The sequence below is a fragment of the Alteromonas gilva genome, from assembly GCF_028595265.1.
Lineage (GTDB): Bacteria > Pseudomonadota > Gammaproteobacteria > Enterobacterales > Alteromonadaceae > Alteromonas > Alteromonas gilva.
On sequence record NZ_JAQQXP010000001.1, the window covers coordinates 2523694 to 2543197 of the forward strand.

The following is a 19504-nucleotide window of genomic DNA, read 5'->3' on the forward strand; positions in this document are numbered from 1 at the left end:
GGCTTGGCGTATCACATGCCAGGATCTGCTGTGCTGTGGCGCACAAACTTTAAAGTGCACATTCGACACTAAAGTTAAAAATCAAGTTTGGTATGTGAACCTTATTCTATGCGCTGCTCGTGAATTTTAGCCATTCTTACCAGATGTTCTCCGGTGCATTTTGCAACACCAAGAGCACCCACTGTAATATCCTGCCACCCCTGCAACTGTCCCATTATGTGCTTTTGTTTAAATTCGTAATGTGCCAAGTCCAATGCGAACAATTTTTTTATTTCATCTGGTGTTTCGGGTAAATAAATATTATTAGCTTCTCTTGCCAAATGTAATTCTTTCGTTATTTCAGCAAAGCGTTCCGTTATTTCATCATCAGATTCATTAAGAATTAGTGATGGATTCAAAATAGTGCTCAACATCTCGTCTCTGGATACATTACCAACATAAGCTGTCAAGGCACTCGTATTATAGTTTTGCAGTCCCAACATCGTATAGGCCACTGCGTTCACTAAGTGTTTTTTACTATTTTCTATCTTTTTCGTCTTACGATAACTGGATTTAGCTTGTACTAGTTCATCCTTTACCAGGAATTCAATAGCATGGTAAGTGGCACCTGATACTAATAACTCATTTGCCACTTTTCTTTCTATAGGCCTCCTTGATAGCGCTTTGGCTCTTTGTAAATAAGCAATCATAGGCCACTTTTCACCGCGCAAAGCTAACGACTCTAACTTATGAATGTCCATTTCCAAATACGGGGTAATATATGCAGAACTGAGATCATATATCTCGTCTCCATAACCAACGTCTGGCATATTTGCATAAGCAACTCCTTGTGCTTCATTCCAATCTTGCTGTATTGCGGCTAAAAACAATTTATTTTTATCACTCAATTGTTCAGATGGAACGCACCAATCATCTTCAAGAGACGAACGAGACTTGTTTATTTTATCGTCTTCCGAATTTGAAATATCTCTTTGCCGGGATTCATCGGAGACTTGAGAGTAATTTGATTGATTAGCTTTAGTCTGTTTAGTTTTGTCTAATTCAGTCTGATTAATTTCTCGTGATTGAACTTCATCGGAAACACTATTAGTGTCAGGTGTTAAAAGTATTGAATCGTTATCATTGATAAGATGTGAGCCGTAAAAAAAGACTATAATCCCAATGCCAACTAATCCAGCACAAATATAAATTGATTTTTTGTATTTTTTAAAATTCATAAAGTAAATTAATCCCCTGGGCAAACCTTAGTTGCTCTAGACAGTAATGCCTCACATACATCATATGCATTTTGTCTGTCGCTATCCCTACGATCTTTGCATTGGTTATACTCATCAACTGTTATTGATAAAAACCCAACATAATGTTCATTGCCACTATAGTAGAGCTCAGGTTCACGAGAAACACGGTAATTATTATACTTTTTGTTTTTTCGGTTACTTGAGCTTCTAACTTAAGTAACTGGAAAGCGCCGGTATTATCTGCTCTTAAGAATTCAAATACATCCTGATTTATTAAACCTTAATCGTGAATCTATTGAACAGTGCTATAGCCGATACCTGATTTACGAATACGAGCATGGGCTAACTCGTCTGTGTATAGATTTTAATGGTGAAGCAGTTAGAGCCATACATATGGCTGTGTTAACATGTTTAGAAAACACAACATGTGCACTTATAATAAAACAAAAGTTAACATCACATATGGTCACTCCAAATAACACTGATTCACAACCAACATTCCTTTGGCACGATTATGAGACTTGGGGAGTCAGTCCGCAAAAAGATCAGCCCAGCCAGTTTGCAGCGATCCGCACAGACATGGATCTCAACGAAATTGGCAAGCCAATCAATATCATGTGCCAGATTGCCAATGATTATCTTCCCCACCCTCAGGCAGCACTCGTCACCAAGCTGACGCCGCAACATACCCTGCGCGACGGTCTGTCAGAAGCCGACTTTGCTGCCAAAGTACACGCTGCAATGAGTGAACCGGGTACCTGTGTGGCCGGCTACAACAGTATTCGTTTCGACGATGAAGTAAGCCGTTACCTGTTTTATCGCAACTTTTACGACCCCTACGGCCGCGAATGGCAAAATGGCAATAGCCGCTGGGATATCATCGATGTGGTCAGGGCCTGCTATGCATTGAGGCCCGAGGGCATCGAATGGCCGCTGCGTGATGATGGCAGTCCCAGTTTTAAGCTGGAGCACTTAGCCGCTGCCAATGGTATTGATCATGGCCAGGCACACGATGCCTTAGCCGATGTCAGAGCGACTATTGCGTTAGCGCGATTAATCAAACAAAAGCAACCCAAGTTATTTGATTACGCACTGTCCCTGCGCAATAAAGGCCAGGTGTTAAAACAAATTAACCTGCAGCAATTAACACCCGTGATCCACGTATCTTCAAAAATACCGGCCAGTCAGGGCTGTTGCAGCTGGGTGTTGCCGGTAGCCGAACACCCGACCAACAAAAACGCTATTATTTGCATTGACTTAAGTAAAGACCCCGAGCCTGTCATGACGCTGGACGCCAATACGCTGCGTCAGCGGCTTTACGCGTCAGCCGATAGTTTGTCGGCAGATGAACCACGGCCGGGTTTAAAAATGATCCATATCAACCGCTCCCCTTTTGTCACAACGGCCAAAGCGATGAGCGAGGAAAATGCCCATCGACTGGGGTTAGACCGGGAACGCTGCCTGGACAACTATCGCCGCCTGACCGCTGACACAAGCTGGGTAGTCACACTTACCGAGCTTTATAACCAGCCGCATGACGACGACAATCTGGATGCTGATCATGCGCTCTACAGCAGTGGCTTTTTAACCAATGAAGAAAAGTCATGGTGTGATGCGGTACGCCAAACGGCGCCGGAACAACTTACCACGCTCAGTGACCGCATCCATAATCAACGCCTTAAAACATTATTGTTTCGATATCGGGCAAGAAATTATCCTAATACACTGACATTCGAAGAAAGTCAGCGGTGGCAGCAACACCGCCAATTTCGATTGACAGCACCTGATTCTCCAGCCAGTATCACGTTAGATATATACTTAATGGAGCTTGAGCAACTCGCTCAGCAGTACGCAACGCACAGTCAGAATAAAGCTATACTAAAAGCACTGTTCGATTATGCGAGAAATTTGTAATAGCAACAGGCGAACCCTGAGCACGTTAAAAAGAGCTCGTTAAAAACGGACGCACTAAGATGAGTTCGCTAAAATAGCTATTCAGAAATGCGTACCGATGCAGATATATATAGTGAACTAGTGTTATAACTGGGCGCCATGCGCCAACAAGCAGGATCGGCAATGAAAGGTGTTAAGTTTTCTTTCGACGCAAAGCGCGATAGCGTTACATTGACATTATCGCCAGCAGAAATGGATCAGGAATTATCAGCGGATGCCATTTATCAGGCCATGTGTGAACAGGGGTTTGACGAAGTTTATTTGTCTGAAAGTACCATCAAATCGGCCTGCGACAGAGCAAACCATTTTTTCAAAACCAAAGATCCTACCCAAGTCAGCGAACAGGTTGGCGAGCGCCGTCATACCGAAGTCGAATATCGTATTGCCGACGACAATATGAGCGCCACCCTGATATTAGTTGCGCCGCATGGCGGACAAATGCCCAAGGCTCGCCAGGTTCACAGTATGGCGGCCAAATACAGTATCAAACGGGGTGTGAGTATCAAACGCATACAAGCGTTGATTGCTAAGCTGGCGTCTGCTGAGCCCGGTGAGCGTATTGAAGGGCTGGTCGCCAAAGGATTACCGCCGCGCGATGGTCGTTCTTCACACCTGGTTCCTTTGGTACCCAATGCGTTAGAACGGGTATTACGGCCCCAGGCGCAAACCGACAAAAAAGTAGATTTACGTAACCTCGGTGAAATTGTTTGCGTTAAAGCCGGTGCACACGTACTGCGACGTAAGCCGCCAGGCAAAGGGCGCAATGGCTTTGATGTGCTGGGCAATGTGTTACCGTCAAAAATCGGAGAATGGCAGCCACTCAAGTTAGGCAGTGGCACAGCACTGAGCGATCATGATGAGAATCTCGTGGTGTCCACCATTTCTGGCATGCCTAAGTACAGTGATATGGTAATGACCGTTGATGACACTTTTATCTGTCAGGGTGTCAATGTCGGTACGGGCCACGTTACCTATGAAGGCTCAGTCCTGGTCAATGGCGATGTCACCGAAAATATGATCATCAAAGCTGAGGGCGATGTTACCGTCAATGGTTTTGCCGAGTCAGCACACATCGAAGCGGGCGGCGATGTCATCATTACCGAAGGCGCTATGGGTAAGCATCAGGAAGATAACAATGACTACGGATGTCAGATTAAGGCCAAAGGCAGTATTTACATTCAGCATGGCCAGGGGGTACATATACTGTGTGGCGGCGACTTAAATGTAGGACGTCAACTGGCCCACTGCCTGGTCAATACCGGTGGACAACTGATCATTGGTCAGCCCGAAAACCCACAGGGTAACCTGTTTGCCTGTGAAGTTTACAGCAATGGTCCCGTTATTGCGGGCACCGTAGGGGCTATCTCCGGTAGTACCCTGCGTATTGATTTCAGTCATGGGTTTAATCAATTGCAGGCCCGTAAAGACTTATTCGACGACTTACTCAAAAGCATCCGTGACAACACCAAACGTCACCAGAATAAAATTAATATTATTAATAACCGCACAGTGCCTAAGTCACTACTCAGCAAGGTTGATGAGGCCAAGGATTTACTCAAGAACGAAACCAATCTTCTTATGTGGATGGAATCCAAAGCACTGGAGCTCAACAATGCTAAACAGCAGTACCAGGAATCAGCCAGACTGGTCGCCAATAAAAAACTCTACGCTGGCGTGTCGGTGAAACTCAATAACAGAAACTGGCGATCTGAACGCGAATACGACCGCGCAAAGGTGAGTTACGAAATGCATCAGTGGAAATACGAACCGCTTACTAACTGATAACCACATACATTACCCACAACCTGGTTTGTGCTGCTAACACACTAACGGTTATCAGCTTAGACGCTGCGGCTAGCGGTACTATTGCTTTGCATTACTTTATTGCTCTGCAACGACCACATTACCGTTATGATGCCGCCTGGCAATGTACAATGCCTGACTGGCTCGTTCATACCAATCCGAAAACGCTTCTCCCTCCTTCAATGCTGCCAACCCTATTGAAAAGGGTAAGGTCCGGATTTCATCGCGGGGATGGGTTTCAATGGCTTCTTTTAAACGCTCAGCCAGGACTTTCGATGCCGCTATAGGGGTTTGCGGACACAAAATGATAATTTGCTCAGCGCTCCAACGACCGGCGATATCTACCTCACGCACACTGCCAAGACAGACCCTGGCAAGCTCCCGCACGCTATCCTCAGAAAATAAATTATGCTCATTACCAACGCGTGAAATATGCGATGAAAAATCAAAAAGAATAAGCGTTGCGGCTGTATGAAAGCGATTAAATCTCGACACTTCGTCTTCAGCGCGATGCAACATGAAATTACGATTATACAGGTTTGTCGACGAGTCATGGGAGGAAAGAAATTCCAGCAAGCGGTTTTTTTCCAACAGTACTGCCTGTAGATTTTCCAATTCACTTTGCTTGTGGTGTGATTCCCGGGCATAACGGCGCATGATGTTATGGCGCCAGAACAGGGTAGCAATTAACACCACGACACAGACAATCACTAAAATAACAGGGCGAAAATCCTGCGGATATTGCCGTTTTACATTACTCCAACGCTTACGGATATCGACCTTCGCCGCCTCGGGAATACGCTCAATCGCATCGTCGAGGATAGCAGACAACTCAGGGTAGGCTTTATTCACGCCCATACGGAAGGAGTTATACGGCTCTGCATAACCAGTAATAACAAACCCTTGCAGATTCATGCGTTCCATAACGGAATGTAAGTGCAGAGACGGACCAACCATGAGATCAATATCGCCGCTGTTAAGCGCCCTTAGCCCCTCACTTTCAGAGTCAAACAGTTGAATTCGTAAATGCGGATAATAGCGGGCAAGATATTCGGCGATATAGCTATGCTTACTGACCCCCAACAGTTCGCTGGATAAGCCGTCAAACCCCTGATAAACCACGTTAGATTGACGGCCCAGCATAACATTGGGTGATTCGAAATAAGGTTGGGTAAATTCAAGAAAAGCACTGCGGTGCGAAGACAGGTTTACCATCGGTAAAAACATGCATTTACCGGTTTGTACATACTCAAAGGACTGATGCCAGCTTACCGTTTCAACCAAATGAAAATCAATATCAGTCAGTTGGTCAATCAGCACCAGATAATCCGCCGAGACACCAACATGCTTGCCATCGCGTAGCATTTCGTAGGGAGCCAGATCAGGGTTAATACAAAAGGTGACGTCTTTGCTGTGAGCCGTGGACATACCACACAACGCAATTAACCAGCCCAACAGCACTGTTTTAATTTTGAACATTATAAAGCGTGTATTCTTTTTTATGGCAAGTATGCGGCGGTAGGTGCGTTAAATCAATGTTTAGGCAAGTATTTTTACGGAGGGTTTGATCCAGAACATGAACAATTGAGCGCCCCCCGTTTAAATCCGAATAACGCAATACCAATTGCCCGGCGCAACGCCGGGTAATTGGTCGACATGCAAAACTTATAACATTTCTACTGCCAGGGCAACACCTTCACCGCCGCCAATACACAGTGAGGCAATGCCTTTTTTGAGGCCCTTTTGCTTCAGTGCGTGCAATAACGTCACAATGATCCGTGCGCCCGACGCGCCAATGGGATGACCCAACGCACAGGCTCCGCCTTTAATATTGACCTTGCTCTCGTCCAGACCAAGCTTTTTAATCGCCAGCATAGTGACCATTGCAAACGCCTCGTTAATCTCAAATAAATCAACGTCGTCTTTACTCCAACCGGCTTTTTCGAGCACTTTTTCCATCGCGCCAACCGGTGCTACGGTGAAGTCTTCCGGGGCGATGGAATTAGTCGCATGCGCAACGACCTTTGCCAGCGGTGTTAATCCCAATGAAGCGGCTTTAGACTCGCTCATTACTAACAGCGCAGCAGCCCCATCGGAAATTGAGCTTGAGTTAGCAGCTGTCACGGTACCGTCTTTTTTAAATGCAGGTCGTAATGATGGGATCTTTTCTGGTTTAGCCGAGCCCGGCCCTTCATCCGTATCGACCACTACGTCGCCTTTACGTGTCTGAATAGTCACCGGCGATATTTCATCGCTGAACGTACCGGTATTGATCGCTTCGTTGGCTTTCGACAGAGAACTGATGGCAAATTCGTCCATCAGTTCGCGCGTTAAGCCTTCACTGTCAGCTGTCGCTTGTGCAAAACAGCCCATTGCCTGGCCATCATAGGCATTCTCTAAACCGTCCAGCATCATATGATCCAGCACTTGTCCGTGCCCCATACGGTAACCACCCCTGGCTTTGGGCAACAAGTACGGTGAGCCACTCATACTTTCCATACCACCAGCCACAATCACCTCAGCGCTGCCAGCCTGAATGATATCAGCAGCCAGCATCACCGCTTTCATCCCCGAGCCACATACTTTGTTAATCGTCACTACACCCGATGATAAGGGTAGCTCCGCTTTTAAAGATGCCTGTCTTGCCGGTGACTGACCCAATCCCGCTGGTAATACGCAGCCCATGATAACTTCATCAATGGCATTAACGTCTACGCCACTGCATGCCGCTTTAATCGCCTGCGCCCCCAAATCGGTTGCCGGCACGGCTGACAGTGCCCCCATAAAACCGCCCATCGGCGTCCGTTTTGCAGCCACAATAACGACAGATTCTTTACTCATAGTTTCCTTGCCTCAATTGAGAGTTACACAAATTACAGATAACCACCTGTATGAGCTTACAACTGCTCATAGCCTACACCTGTATAAAAAAATAAACACACGACTTTGGTTTTATGCAAATCCTGATGTTTATAAATTTGACGTTAAATTAATGTTACATTAAATTCACATTAACCTTACCCTAACGTTAACGTTAATCTTTACGGTTTATTCTGTAATGACACTTAATACTGGTGCGCTGCAAGGTAGGTAATAACCATACTAAGGAAACTGGCAATGACTCAACATCAAACAAACGACACCTATTCCATCGGCGAACTAGCAAAAGAGTTTGATCTTACCCCCCGATCAATACGGTTTTATGAAGAACAGGAGTTGTTGAGTCCTGAACGTACCGGACAAAACCGCATCTACGGTAATAAAGATCGGGTCAGGTTAAAGCTAATACTGCGAGGTAAGCGACTGGGCTTTTCATTAGCTGAAATTAAGAACCTGTTTGAACTCTACGATAGCAATCCAAATTCTATGCTGCAACTTGAAACGATGTTGCAGATGACAGAACAAAAACGCGCGGTATTACGCCAGCAACTCGATGACATTCAAATGCTCATGGCAGAGCTGGACGAAGTTGAGAAGCGTTGCCGCGATGAGCTGACAGAATTACAAAAAGGTAACTAAGCAATGACGACACATTTTCCCACCTTAAACTTTGATTTAGGCGAAGACATTGACATGCTCCGCGAGCATGTCTGTCAGTTTGCACAAAAAGAAATTGCCCCACTGGCCGCGTCTGCCGATCAGGATAACGCTTTTCCCAACCAGCTGTGGCCACTGCTCGGCGATATGGGATTACTAGGCGTAACAGTCAGCGAGGCTTACGGCGGCGCCGATATGGGCTATCTCGCCCATACGGTTGCCATGGAAGAAATCAGCCGGGCATCAGCCGGAATCGGCCTCAGCTATGGTGCACACTCAAATTTGTGCGTTAATCAAATTTACAAAAATGGCACTGACGCCCAGCGCGACAAATACCTGCCCAAGCTGGTATCCGGTGAGCATATTGGCGCACTGGCCATGAGTGAACCTAACGCCGGCTCAGATGTGGTAAGCATGAAACTCACAGCCCGTCGCGACGGCGACAAGTATATTTTAAACGGCAATAAAATGTGGATCACCAACGGCCCGGATGCCCACACGTTTGTGATCTACGCCAAAACCGACGTAACAGCAGGCGCCAAAGGCATTACCGCATTTATTGTTGAACGCGATTTTGCCGGGTTTAGCCGCGCGCAGAAACTCGACAAACTGGGCATGCGTTCCTCCAATACCTGTGAACTGGTGTTTGAAGACTGCCCGGTACCGGCAGAAAACATTCTCGGTGAAGAAGGCGGCGGCGTTAAGGTGCTCATGAGCGGCCTTGATTTTGAACGTTTGGTGCTGTCAGGCGGCCCACTGGGCATTATGCAGGCGTGTATGGATGCGGTCGTTCCTTACATTCACGATCGCCAGCAGTTTGGTAAATCCATTGGTGAGTTTCAGCTGGTACAAGGCAAAGTCGCCGACATGTACACCCAGATGAATGCCGCTAAAGCCTACGTATATACCGTTGCAAAAGCCTGTGACCGCGGCGAAACCACCCGAAAAGATGCCGCCGGGGCAATTTTGTACGCTGCCGAACTGGCCACCAAAATGGCACTGGACGCAATCCAGCTACTCGGCGGTAACGGCTATATTAACGAGTTCCCGGTGGGCCGCTTATTGCGTGATGCCAAGTTGTACGAAATTGGTGCCGGCACTTCGGAGATTCGCCGTATGCTGATTGGTCGCGAATTGTTTAAAGAATCAGCCTGATTTTACTCACACAGGCTCTTACACACAGGACACCAGAGGAGGCGTTATGCCGGTTCTCAGCAGTCAGGTCAATACACAATCCGCTGCCTATAAAAGTAATCAACAAGGCATGCAGGCGGTTGTCAGTGATCTGCAACATACCATTGCAAATATTCTACAGGGTGGCGGCGAAAAATATGTCAGCCGCCACAAAGAGAAAGGCAAATTGTTAGCCCGGGAGCGAATTGATGCGCTGCTCGATGCCCACTCGCCTTTTTTGGAAATCGGCCAGCTTGCCGCTTACGAGGTATACGGCGAGGACGTCCCCTGTGCCGGTGTGGTAGCCGGAATCGGTTTAATACACGGCATCGAATGCATGGTGGTAGCCAACGATGCGACTGTCAAAGGCGGCAGCTACTACCCGTTAACGGTTAAAAAGCACCTGCGTGCACAAACCATTGCCGAACAAAATAACCTGCCGTGCATCTATCTGGTCGACAGTGGCGGCGCAAACCTGCCCCGCCAGGATGATGTGTTTCCGGATCGCGAACATTTTGGCCGGATCTTTTTTAATCAGGCCCGCATGTCAGCCAAAAACATTCCGCAGATAGCCGTGGTAATGGGCTCCTGTACAGCAGGCGGCGCTTATGTGCCGGCCATGGCCGACGAAAGCATTATCGTAAAAGAACAAGGCACCATATTTTTGGCCGGCCCGCCGTTGGTAAAAGCTGCTACCGGTGAAGAAGTCAGCGCCGAGGAACTCGGTGGCGGCGATGTCCACACCCGCGTATCCGGGGTCGCCGACCATCTGGCCAATAACGACTTACACGGCCTGGAGCTGGCCCGTGCTGCCGTGGCCAGACTGAACCGTCGCAAACCACAAACGGTTACCACTACCGACATTAAACCGCCGCGCTATCCGGCTCATGAACTGTACGGCATTGTGCCACAGGATTTACGCCAGCCCTTCGACGTACGCGAGGTTATTGCGCGGATTGTCGACGACTCGGCCTTTGATGAATTTAAAGCACGTTATGGCACCACCCTGGTATGCGGCTTTGCTCACTTATATGGCATACCGGTGGGGATTGTTGCCAACAATGGCATTTTGTTTGCCGAGTCGGCGCAAAAAGGCGCGCATTTTGTTGAGCTTTGCTGTCAGCGCAAAATTCCGCTGATATTTCTGCAGAACATTACCGGTTTTATGGTCGGCAAGCAGTATGAAGCCGGCGGTATTGCCAAGCACGGCGCAAAAATGGTCACCGCGGTGGCCTGCGCCAACGTGCCTAAACTCACGGTTTTAATTGGTGGTAGTTTTGGCGCCGGTAACTACGGCATGTGTGGACGGGCCTACGATCCGCGCTTTTTGTTTATGTGGCCCAATGCCCGTATCTCGGTTATGGGCGGTGAACAGGCTGCCGGGGTGCTCGCTCAGGTCAAAAAAGATCAGGCCGAACGCGCCGGTGAGAGCTGGAGCGACGCCGACGAAATGGCGGTTAAACAGCCGGTCATCGACAGCTATGAAAAGCAGGGACACCCCTACTACGCGTCGGCACGCCTGTGGGATGACGGTGTCATTGATCCGGCCGACACCCGCAAAGTACTCGGACTGGCGCTCAGTGCCAGCTTAAATCAACCTATCGGGGATACGCAGTTTGGCGTATTCAGAATGTAAGGGGGCTCTTATGAATGAACAGGTTCTGTATACCCTTGATAACCGCGGTGTCGCAACCATTACGCTAAACCGGCCGGATAAACATAACGCCTTTGACGAAGACATCATTGCAGCCCTCACACAGGCATTTAAACGTGCAGGCAGCGACCCTGAAGTGCGCGTAGTCGTGCTGGCAAGTACTGGCAAGAGCTTCAGCGCCGGCGCCGACGTTAACTGGATGCAAAAAATGGCGGGTTTCGATGAGGCACAAAACCGCGCCGATGCCATGCAGCTAGCCACCATGCTACACACCCTTTACACGCTACCAAAGCCTACCATCGCCAGGGTTCAGGGCGCGGCCTTTGGCGGTGCAGTAGGTTTAATAGCATGCTGCGATATGGCAATTGCCTGCAAGCTCAGTAAATTTTGTTTAAGCGAAGTGAAACTGGGCCTGATCCCGGCCACCATCAGCCCTTATGTGATTGAAGCCATGGGCAAGCGCATTGCACTGCGCTATTTTCAGACTGCAGAGGTCTTTACTGCCCGGCGCGCCCGGCGCCTGGGACTGCTAAGTGAAGCAGTCAATGAGGATCAGCTCAACGACACCATTGCCCAGCTTATCGATAATTTACTTAAGAATGGCCCCGAAGCCGTGAGTCAGGCAAAACACCTGGTTCATCAGGTTGCCGGTCAGCCCATTGATGACGCTTTGCTGACCAAAACCAGTGAGTGGATTGCCCGCATCCGGGTGTCACAAGAAGGTCAGGAAGGGCTTAATGCCTTTTTAGGCAAACGCAAGCCAGTCTGGCACAAGGAGTAACCGCCATGAGTTCAACAGCTACTATTACGAAACTGTTAATAGCGAATCGCGGTGAAATTGCCTGTCGGGTCATGCGCACGGCGCAACAACTGCAAATTAACACCGTGGCCGTCTATTCTGACGCCGACAGTAAAGCCATGCATGTGGCAATGGCCGACGAAGCCGTGGCGATTGGCCCGGCACCGGCGTCGCAAAGCTATCTGGATCAGGATAAGATCATCAACGCGGCCAAGCTGTGTGGCGCCAATGCCATCCATCCGGGCTACGGCTTTTTGTCAGAAAACGCCACCTTTGCCCGGCGCTGCGCTGAAGAAGGCATCATTTTTGTCGGACCACCGGCCAGCGCCATCGACGCGATGGGCTCAAAGTCCCGGGCCAAGCAAATTATGCAGGCGGCCAACGTGCCCCTGGTACCTGGCTATCACGGCGATGAACAAAGCGCCGACTACTTACTTGCCGAGGCCCAAAAGATTGGCTTCCCGGTAATGTTAAAAGCCGCCGCCGGCGGCGGTGGTAAGGGCATGCGTCAGGTTATGCAGCAAAGTGAATTCCGCAGTGCTTTGGAGGCGGCCAAGCGCGAGTCAATGGCCAGTTTTGGCTGCGATATTATGCTGGTCGAAAAATTTCTCACTCAGCCTCGTCACGTAGAAATTCAGGTATTTTGCGATACCCATGGCAATGGCGTCTACCTGTTTGAGCGCGACTGCTCGGTACAACGCCGCCATCAAAAAATTATCGAAGAAGCCCCTGCTCCGGGTTTGTCTGACTCACTACGTCGGCAAATGGGCGAAAGTGCGGTAGCCGCTGCCAAAGCAATAGATTACGTCGGCGCCGGCACCGTGGAGTTTTTACTCGACGGCGACGACTTTTACTTTATGGAGATGAATACCCGCTTACAGGTAGAACATCCGGTTACGGAAATGGTTACCGGCGAGGATTTGGTCGCCTGGCAGCTGCGCATTGCTTCGGGTCAGCCTCTGCCCAAACATCAACATGAGCTGACCTGCCAGGGGCATGCCTTTGAAGTGCGACTTTATGCCGAAGATCCGGACAATGACTTTTTACCCTCTACCGGGCAGCTAAAACGGCTGCGCTTTGCATGTGGCGACCATATTCGCATTGATACCGGCTTTAATGAAGGCGATACGGTCAGTGTGCATTACGACCCGATGCTGGCAAAGTTAATTACCTGGGCCGATAACCGCGAACTCGCCCGCCAGCATATGCTTTACTGCCTTGAGCAAACCCGGGTAACCGGTGTTACCACCAATATTCCCTTTGTTCACCGGGTATTGCAGCACGACGATTTTGCTGCCGCCAGGCTGACCACCCATTTCATCCCGCAACATCAGCAAGCGCTGCAGCCCAAAGCCTTTGATAAGGCGCTGCTGCCGGTTATGGCGTTTTGCCTGTATCACGCCGGGCAAACAGCCGCATCGCCCCCGCTACCGCCGGAGCTTAACCACTGGCGAATGAACCATCAGCGTCAGCAAATAATACCGCTGGCGTGCAATAGCAGCGGCGTTGTGCTCAATGTGCAACACACCGGCGACGCACTGGCCGTATCCCATGAACAACAACACTGGCAGGTGAGCGGCCACTGGCAAGACGAACATTTAACCATCACAGTGGATGGCCATACCCGCCAGTATGCCGTGCACCCTGACAACGACGGAGGCTGGGTGTTATTTGCCGAGGGCCAGGCCTGGCCGTTTAGTCAGCAACGCCCGGACTTCGGCACCCATGAAGACAGCCTCGACGGTGCGTGTCTGGCGCCAATGAACGGCACAGTGGTTAAGCAACTTGTTGCGGTAAATGAGGCCGTCACCAAAGGCACAGCGCTGCTGGTCATGGAAGCGATGAAAATGGAACATAATATACGTGCTCCGGCTGACGGCCACGTGGCAGACTTTTTCTTCGATGCCGGCGACATGGTCGACGGCGGTGCCGTGTTACTGGAGTTTACTCATGCCGAAGAATAAGTTACCCACCCACGTCAGTATTGTTGAAGTCGGTGCGCGTGATGGCCTGCAAAATGAAGCGACTACGTTGCCGGTCAGCGTGAAGGTCGACTTTATTAACGCACTTACCCGGGCCGGGCTAACACGTATTGAGGCCGGTAGTTTCGTATCACCGCGCTGGGTACCACAAATGGCTGACACCGCCGAGGTGTTTGCGTGTCTGCCGACCGATACTGAGTGTACTTACAGTGCGCTGACGCCCAACGAAAAAGGCATGCAGGCGGCGATTGCTGCTGGCGCCGGTGAGGTGGCCGTGTTTGCCGCCGCATCAGAAAGCTTCTCGCAGAAAAACATCAACTGTTCAATTGCTGACAGCCTGACCCGTTTCGCGCCGGTATTTGCCCTTGCCAAACAACACAATTTGCCGGTCCGCGGCTATGTCTCCTGCGTGATGGGTTGCCCCTACGAAGGCTCAGTTAAACCTGAGGCGGTGTTGCAGGTCAGTCAGGCGCTGCTGGATATGGGCTGCTACGAAATCTCCCTGGGCGATACCATTGGTAGCGGCACACCCGGTGCAACCCAGGCACTGCTGGACACCCTGCTAAAGGCTATTCCGGCATCAAAACTGGCGGTCCACTTTCATGATACTTACGGCCAGGCACTGGCCAATATTCTGGTTGCCTTACAACAGGGTATCAGCGTGATAGACAGTGCCGCAGGAGGTTTGGGGGGCTGCCCCTATGCTGCCGGCGCCAGTGGCAATGTTGCTACTGAAGATGTGGTGTATATGCTCGATGGCATGGGCATCTCCAGCGGGGTTGATTTAACCACCCTGGTTGCTGCCTCGGCGCAGATATTCAGCCACCTTAACCGGCCACCAACGTCGAAAACCATGGCCGCATTTCTGGCAACGTGCAACCGCCTCCTTTAAACCAAGCCTCTGCGCGTGCGTTGACGGTCAGGTTAACAATACGCTTTGCGCCAGGAGGCCCGCGTTACTTCTCTTTGGGCAGTAGAAAGCTCAGAATGATACCGATGGTCAACACACTGGCCATCGTTGCCACAATATTAATGGCGTCGAGCGCTTTAAGGCCAGCATAGATTGAACCAAAAACAAGTAAAATCACCCCAATTGCGGTATTACTGAAGGCCACCAATTCGGTGCGTTGCTGGCCTTCTTTAACATCCAGACTGTAGGTTTTGCGCCCGGTTCTGACCCCGGTATGGGCCACCGCCAGAACAAAAAATAACGCGCCCGACAACCATAGGGAGTTACCTGGCAGCAGCAGCAATCCCAAACAGGCTGCTACCGCCAGCAGGCCTGCCAATTGTAAAGTAAGCCGGGCGCTGTAGTCTGCCACTTTGCCCCAGATAAACGACGACAGCATGGTCGCCGCCGCCTGCGCCGCAATATAAAATGGCAGCAGACTGGCAGCGTCCTGATCGGACTCAAGCATAAAATAAGGGGCAACGAGAGCACTGTGTACAAACAAACCACGTACCAGAATAAATTTGTACACCACGGCATCAAAACGAAGCCAGCTGAATGACTCATTGTTTGTCTGATGATTACTCTCAACGCAGGTTGTAACCGGCAACAGCACCAACAAACCCAGCAGCATGGTGGCTGCAGCGGTAATGATCAGCCCAATCACCAGGCTTTCTCCTAATTGCTCAGAGAACAGCAACAACGGCACGGCAATGAGCAGCGTCAGCACCCCGGAGGTGGTCGATGCAATGCCGAGTAATTTGCCACGCTCGCCTTTTTTGGCTAACTCAGCCTGAATATCTTTCATTGTCAGCGAGCACGCTGAGCGGCCTAAACTCAACAACGATAATCCGCCCAGCACAAACCAGCCCGCGGTGATTCCGTCAAAATACCAGGCCCCCAGCACCATAATCAGAATCGACACAACCTGTACTACCATGCCCAGACGCCAAATGTTATGGCGCGCCGCATAATGACGCAAACCTATGCCGATCAAAGCCTGAGGTAACAAAGCACCGGACTCACGAATAGGTACCAGCCAGCTAATCATCCAGGCCGGTGCGCCCAGCGTCAGCATTAACGCGGGCAAGGTTGATTTGGCTGATATAAGTAGATCGGCCAGCTTGGTGCTGGCGAGACTCGCAATAAGTCGAAACTGGTTGGTTTTCAATCTGGGTTATTCCGCAGCTGCCTAACTTAACAGCACGGCCTTAGTCATTAATATCAATCATTTACGCGACAATACCCGGAACGGATCTGCAATAATCACGTAAATGTACAGCCAGACTTCGACTCAGCGCGAACTGGCTGGCGCATTCTCTGCCAGTGTTTTTATATTTTCAAGCGCAACCTGCATGGCTTCATCCACCTCGCTCTCCAGAAAAAGAAAGCTGTAACGGTCGAAAATATTTACGCCAACATTACCGCGACTTGTCCAGATGAGTTCGGTGCCAGACTCAAGCGGCACCAGGCGCATTTCACCGGTCTCTCTCACACCATCGTCATTCCGGCTTAAAGAATAAATTAACTGCCGGTTAAACTGCAGCGACGATATTTCCACAGCGCCGCGTCCAACAATAGTTCCTTCCCATCGCATACGCATACCAATGGCCCTATCAGGGCCATCAAAAATAAGTCTCACGTCGGGATCCATGCGATTTAATACCGTCCATTGTTCCCATTTTCGCAGATCAACAATAACGCCATACACCTCACCGGGCGGCGCATTAATATGAATAGAACGCTCAACCTGATATTCATCAGGTAAAAACATTCCGGCTAAACCCACGATAAGCAGCAAAACAATGATATTCAGGAACCATTTATTGTTCCACATGCTAACTCCCTTAGTGATACCCCACGCCAATTATAACATTAAATTAACAAAATGAGAGTTTCACGGCCTTTTTTGTTTGAAGTAATTCAAACAGGTAGTTTATCACTGCATCAGCATCGACATCGGTTAGCCATTGACACGCAAAACCCTTTCCTGCTGGCGCAACAGACATACGACCGGCATCGGGTGTTGTCACGCTGGCGGTGAGATAACCCGCTTGTATAGTCAGGGCTCGTTCATCGATGGTGAGTAAACTAGTGGCCAGTACATCCCACATAAAATAGGTAAATTCATAGGCGGGAATTGCCGTCACGGTTGCTGCCCAACATTGGCCGGCAAGCTCTGCCAAAGGTGTTTTAATCTTTGCCAGCTCGGCTAAAAACGGCCAGCTCACCGGTAACCGGTTGGTCGCATCGAGCGGCACTACCACCAGCGGTAATTCGGCACTCAGCAAATCATAGGTGGCCTGGGGATGCCAATAGGCATTCCACTCGGCGCTGCCGTCATGATCGTGCATGGCCACATTACCCCTGACTTCAACCGCGCCGCCCATCCATATCACCCGGCTGATCTTAGCTTTTAACCCCGGGTTATGGGTGACCGTTTTTGCCAGGTTAGACGCGGGCCCTGTCATGAGAATCGTCACCGGCACTTCAGCGTTCATGAGTAGCGCTTCGAGCCACTGGTGCGCGGGCTCTGGCTTTAACTGTGAATAGTCAGCCTCGGTGCGTAAAAAGGCAGGCAACGCCCGACACAGACGGGGTTGAGCACGCCAATCTCCAGGAAACGGATTCGGCCCTATAATATTGCCCACTGTGACAGGGACATCCTGCTGATTAAACATCGCCAATATTTTTAGTGTCGACTCAACGGCATCATCGGGGTAACAGTCAGCAGGCGTCACGCATACCCCTATTAATTCCACTTCATCCATACACAGCAAAAACATTAATGACAGCAAATCGTCGATGCCGCCATCGTGATCAAATACGACCTGTTTTTTATTTTTATTCATGGTACTCCCTGACTACCTCTGATTAGAATTAGCAATTATTGCTGTATCGCACATTGGCGCTTTATGTTGCAACCCGCCTGCTTATTTGAGTGTTTTTTGTACGCACCGTAAGATTGTGAAAAATAATGTAATTTGAATAAAGCTAATGTAGTCTAAACTATCACAGCTGGAGTTCATAACCGGTTAGCTTTGCTCAATAGCCTAACCAAGACTGAACCTTTTGGTGAATCGTATGGCAAGCGCCAGTACTACATTGCGCGTCGATGGAGAATTACAATGACCGACAAAAGCCCCCGTTATATCAGTAACCTTACCCGCGATACTTATGCTTTAATCCTGGCCGGCGGGCGAGGCTCCCGATTGCACGACCTTACCACCTGGCGTGCTAAACCTGCGCTGTATTTTGGCGGCAAGTTCCGGATTATTGATTTTCCACTATCCAACTGTGTTAATTCAGGTATACGCCGTATAGGCGTGATTACTCAGTATAAATCACACTCATTAATCCGTCACTTAGTGCGTGGTTGGGGTCACTTTAAAAAAGAATTAGGCGAGTCCGTTGAGATATTACCTGCCTCGCAGCGATTTTCTGAAAACTGGTATGAAGGCACGGCCGACGCGGTGTTCCAGAACATTGATATTATCCGCGACGAACTCCCTAAATATGTGATGATTTTGTCAGGCGACCACATCTATCGTATGGACTACGGTAACCTGCTCGCCCGCCATGTTGAAAGTGGTGCAAAAATGACGGTGTGCTGTTTAAAAGTGCCACTTGAAGAGGCCGCGGGTTCATTTGGTGTTATGTCGGTAGACGAAAATTATCGCATTAATGGCTTTACCGAAAAACCAGCGTCACCCGATCCCATACCCAATCAACCGGATCTATGCCTGGCGTCCATGGGTAACTATGTATTCGATACCGAATTCTTATTTGAGCAACTTCGCCGTGACGCCGAAACTTCAGGTTCGGAACGTGATTTTGGTAAAGACATCATTCCCAGCATTATTGAAGATCACGATGTGTATGCGTATCCATTCCAAAGTGCCAATAACGAACATGTCTATTGGCGCGATGTCGGCACACTCGACTCGTTCTGGGAGGCCAACATGGAAATGGTTGCGCCGGTACCTGCGCTTAATTTGTACGACCGCAAATGGCCTATCTGGACCTATCAGGAACAGTTACCGCCAGCCAAGTTTGTATGGGAAGATCACGATCGGCGCGGCGAAGCCATCAACTCGGTAGTCTCCGGGGGGTGTATTATTTCGGGTTCTACCCTGCGACGCTCATTGTGCTTCTCCAACGTACGCGTGCACTCTTATGGCTTAATAGAAGAAGCGGTTATTTTGCCTGATGTAGAAATAAAACGTCACTGTAAACTGCGTAAAGTGATCATTGACCGCGGCTGCGTAATACCAGAAGGCACTGTTATCGGATACGACCACGACGAAGACCGCCGTCGCGGTTTTAAAGTATCAGAAAAAGGCGTGGTACTGGTTACCCGGGAAATGCTTGGCCAACCCGTTGGCGGCGGCGCTATCCCTAAAAATTAAACGCAGA

Annotated in this window: 15 protein-coding genes; 9 read left to right on the plus strand and 6 right to left on the minus strand. The window is 49.5% G+C overall.

Translation table 11 applies throughout. The features are described from left to right. Positions 1-101: 101 nt before the first annotated feature. Positions 102-1217 (minus strand): hypothetical protein, encoded by a 1116-nt coding sequence (locus OIK42_RS11080; RefSeq protein WP_273640516.1) that lies wholly within the window; start codon positions 1215-1217, stop codon positions 102-104. 483 nt (positions 1218-1700) lie between these two features. Between OIK42_RS11080 and sbcB the strand changes: the two genes are divergently transcribed. Both sbcB and OIK42_RS11090 read left to right on the plus strand, forming a co-directional pair. Continuing rightward, on the plus strand, positions 1701-3152 hold the full coding sequence (gene sbcB, locus OIK42_RS11085) for an exodeoxyribonuclease I (RefSeq protein ID WP_273640518.1): 1452 nt from the start codon (positions 1701-1703) through the stop codon (positions 3150-3152). A 162-nt stretch (positions 3153-3314) separates the two neighbouring features. Further along, positions 3315-4973, plus strand: coding sequence for a flagellar assembly protein A (locus OIK42_RS11090; RefSeq protein ID WP_273640520.1), 1659 nt, complete (start codon positions 3315-3317; stop codon positions 4971-4973). Positions 4974-5072: 99 nt separating this feature from the next. Here OIK42_RS11090 and OIK42_RS11095 read toward each other — a convergent pair whose 3' ends face one another. Continuing rightward, the gene (locus OIK42_RS11095) at positions 5073-6473 is read right to left on the minus strand and encodes a transporter substrate-binding domain-containing diguanylate cyclase (RefSeq protein WP_273640522.1); all 1401 of its coding nucleotides are present in this window, start codon (positions 6471-6473) and stop codon (positions 5073-5075) included. 186 nt (positions 6474-6659) lie between these two features. Beyond that, a complete protein-coding gene (locus OIK42_RS11100; RefSeq protein ID WP_273640524.1) occupies positions 6660-7835 on the minus strand; it encodes a thiolase family protein in 1176 nt (391 codons plus the stop codon). 276 nt (positions 7836-8111) lie between these two features. Between OIK42_RS11100 and OIK42_RS11105 the strand changes: the two genes are divergently transcribed. The 6 genes from OIK42_RS11105 to OIK42_RS11130 are packed head-to-tail and all read left to right on the plus strand — an operon-like array spanning position 8112 to position 15031. Beyond that, positions 8112-8513 carry a MerR family transcriptional regulator gene (locus OIK42_RS11105; protein WP_273640525.1) on the plus strand — a complete coding sequence of 134 codons (402 nt, stop codon included), beginning with the start codon at positions 8112-8114 and terminating at the stop codon, positions 8511-8513. Positions 8514-8516: 3 nt separating this feature from the next. Continuing rightward, entirely contained in the window at positions 8517-9686 is a 1170-nt protein-coding gene (locus OIK42_RS11110; protein ID WP_273640526.1) for an isovaleryl-CoA dehydrogenase, read from the plus strand. Positions 9687-9732: 46 nt separating this feature from the next. Next, entirely contained in the window at positions 9733-11340 is a 1608-nt protein-coding gene (locus OIK42_RS11115; RefSeq protein ID WP_273640528.1) for a carboxyl transferase domain-containing protein, read from the plus strand. 10 nt (positions 11341-11350) lie between these two features. Then, positions 11351-12139, plus strand: coding sequence for an enoyl-CoA hydratase/isomerase family protein (locus OIK42_RS11120; protein WP_273640530.1), 789 nt, complete (start codon positions 11351-11353; stop codon positions 12137-12139). Between the two features lie 5 nt (positions 12140-12144). Then, on the plus strand, positions 12145-14121 hold the full coding sequence (locus OIK42_RS11125) for an acetyl/propionyl/methylcrotonyl-CoA carboxylase subunit alpha (RefSeq protein ID WP_273640532.1): 1977 nt from the start codon (positions 12145-12147) through the stop codon (positions 14119-14121). Next, on the plus strand, positions 14108-15031 hold the full coding sequence (locus OIK42_RS11130) for a hydroxymethylglutaryl-CoA lyase (RefSeq protein WP_273640534.1): 924 nt from the start codon (positions 14108-14110) through the stop codon (positions 15029-15031). The genes OIK42_RS11125 and OIK42_RS11130 overlap by 14 nt, the downstream gene beginning before the upstream one ends. A gap of 64 nt (positions 15032-15095) precedes the next feature. Here OIK42_RS11130 and OIK42_RS11135 read toward each other — a convergent pair whose 3' ends face one another. From OIK42_RS11135 to OIK42_RS11145, 3 genes are all read right to left on the minus strand, one after another. Then, positions 15096-16259, minus strand: a complete 1164-nt coding sequence (locus OIK42_RS11135; RefSeq protein WP_273640535.1) for an MFS transporter — start codon at positions 16257-16259, stop codon at positions 15096-15098. Between the two features lie 123 nt (positions 16260-16382). Next, positions 16383-16925 (minus strand): SRPBCC family protein, encoded by a 543-nt coding sequence (locus OIK42_RS11140; RefSeq protein ID WP_273640537.1) that lies wholly within the window; start codon positions 16923-16925, stop codon positions 16383-16385. A gap of 43 nt (positions 16926-16968) precedes the next feature. Continuing rightward, positions 16969-17940, minus strand: a complete 972-nt coding sequence (locus OIK42_RS11145) for a nucleoside hydrolase (protein WP_273640539.1) — start codon at positions 17938-17940, stop codon at positions 16969-16971. A 276-nt stretch (positions 17941-18216) separates the two neighbouring features. Here OIK42_RS11145 and glgC point away from each other — a divergent pair, with 276 nt between their 5' ends. After that, positions 18217-19497 (plus strand): glucose-1-phosphate adenylyltransferase, encoded by a 1281-nt coding sequence (gene glgC, locus OIK42_RS11150; RefSeq protein ID WP_273640541.1) that lies wholly within the window; start codon positions 18217-18219, stop codon positions 19495-19497. Positions 19498-19504: the final 7 nt, after the last annotated feature.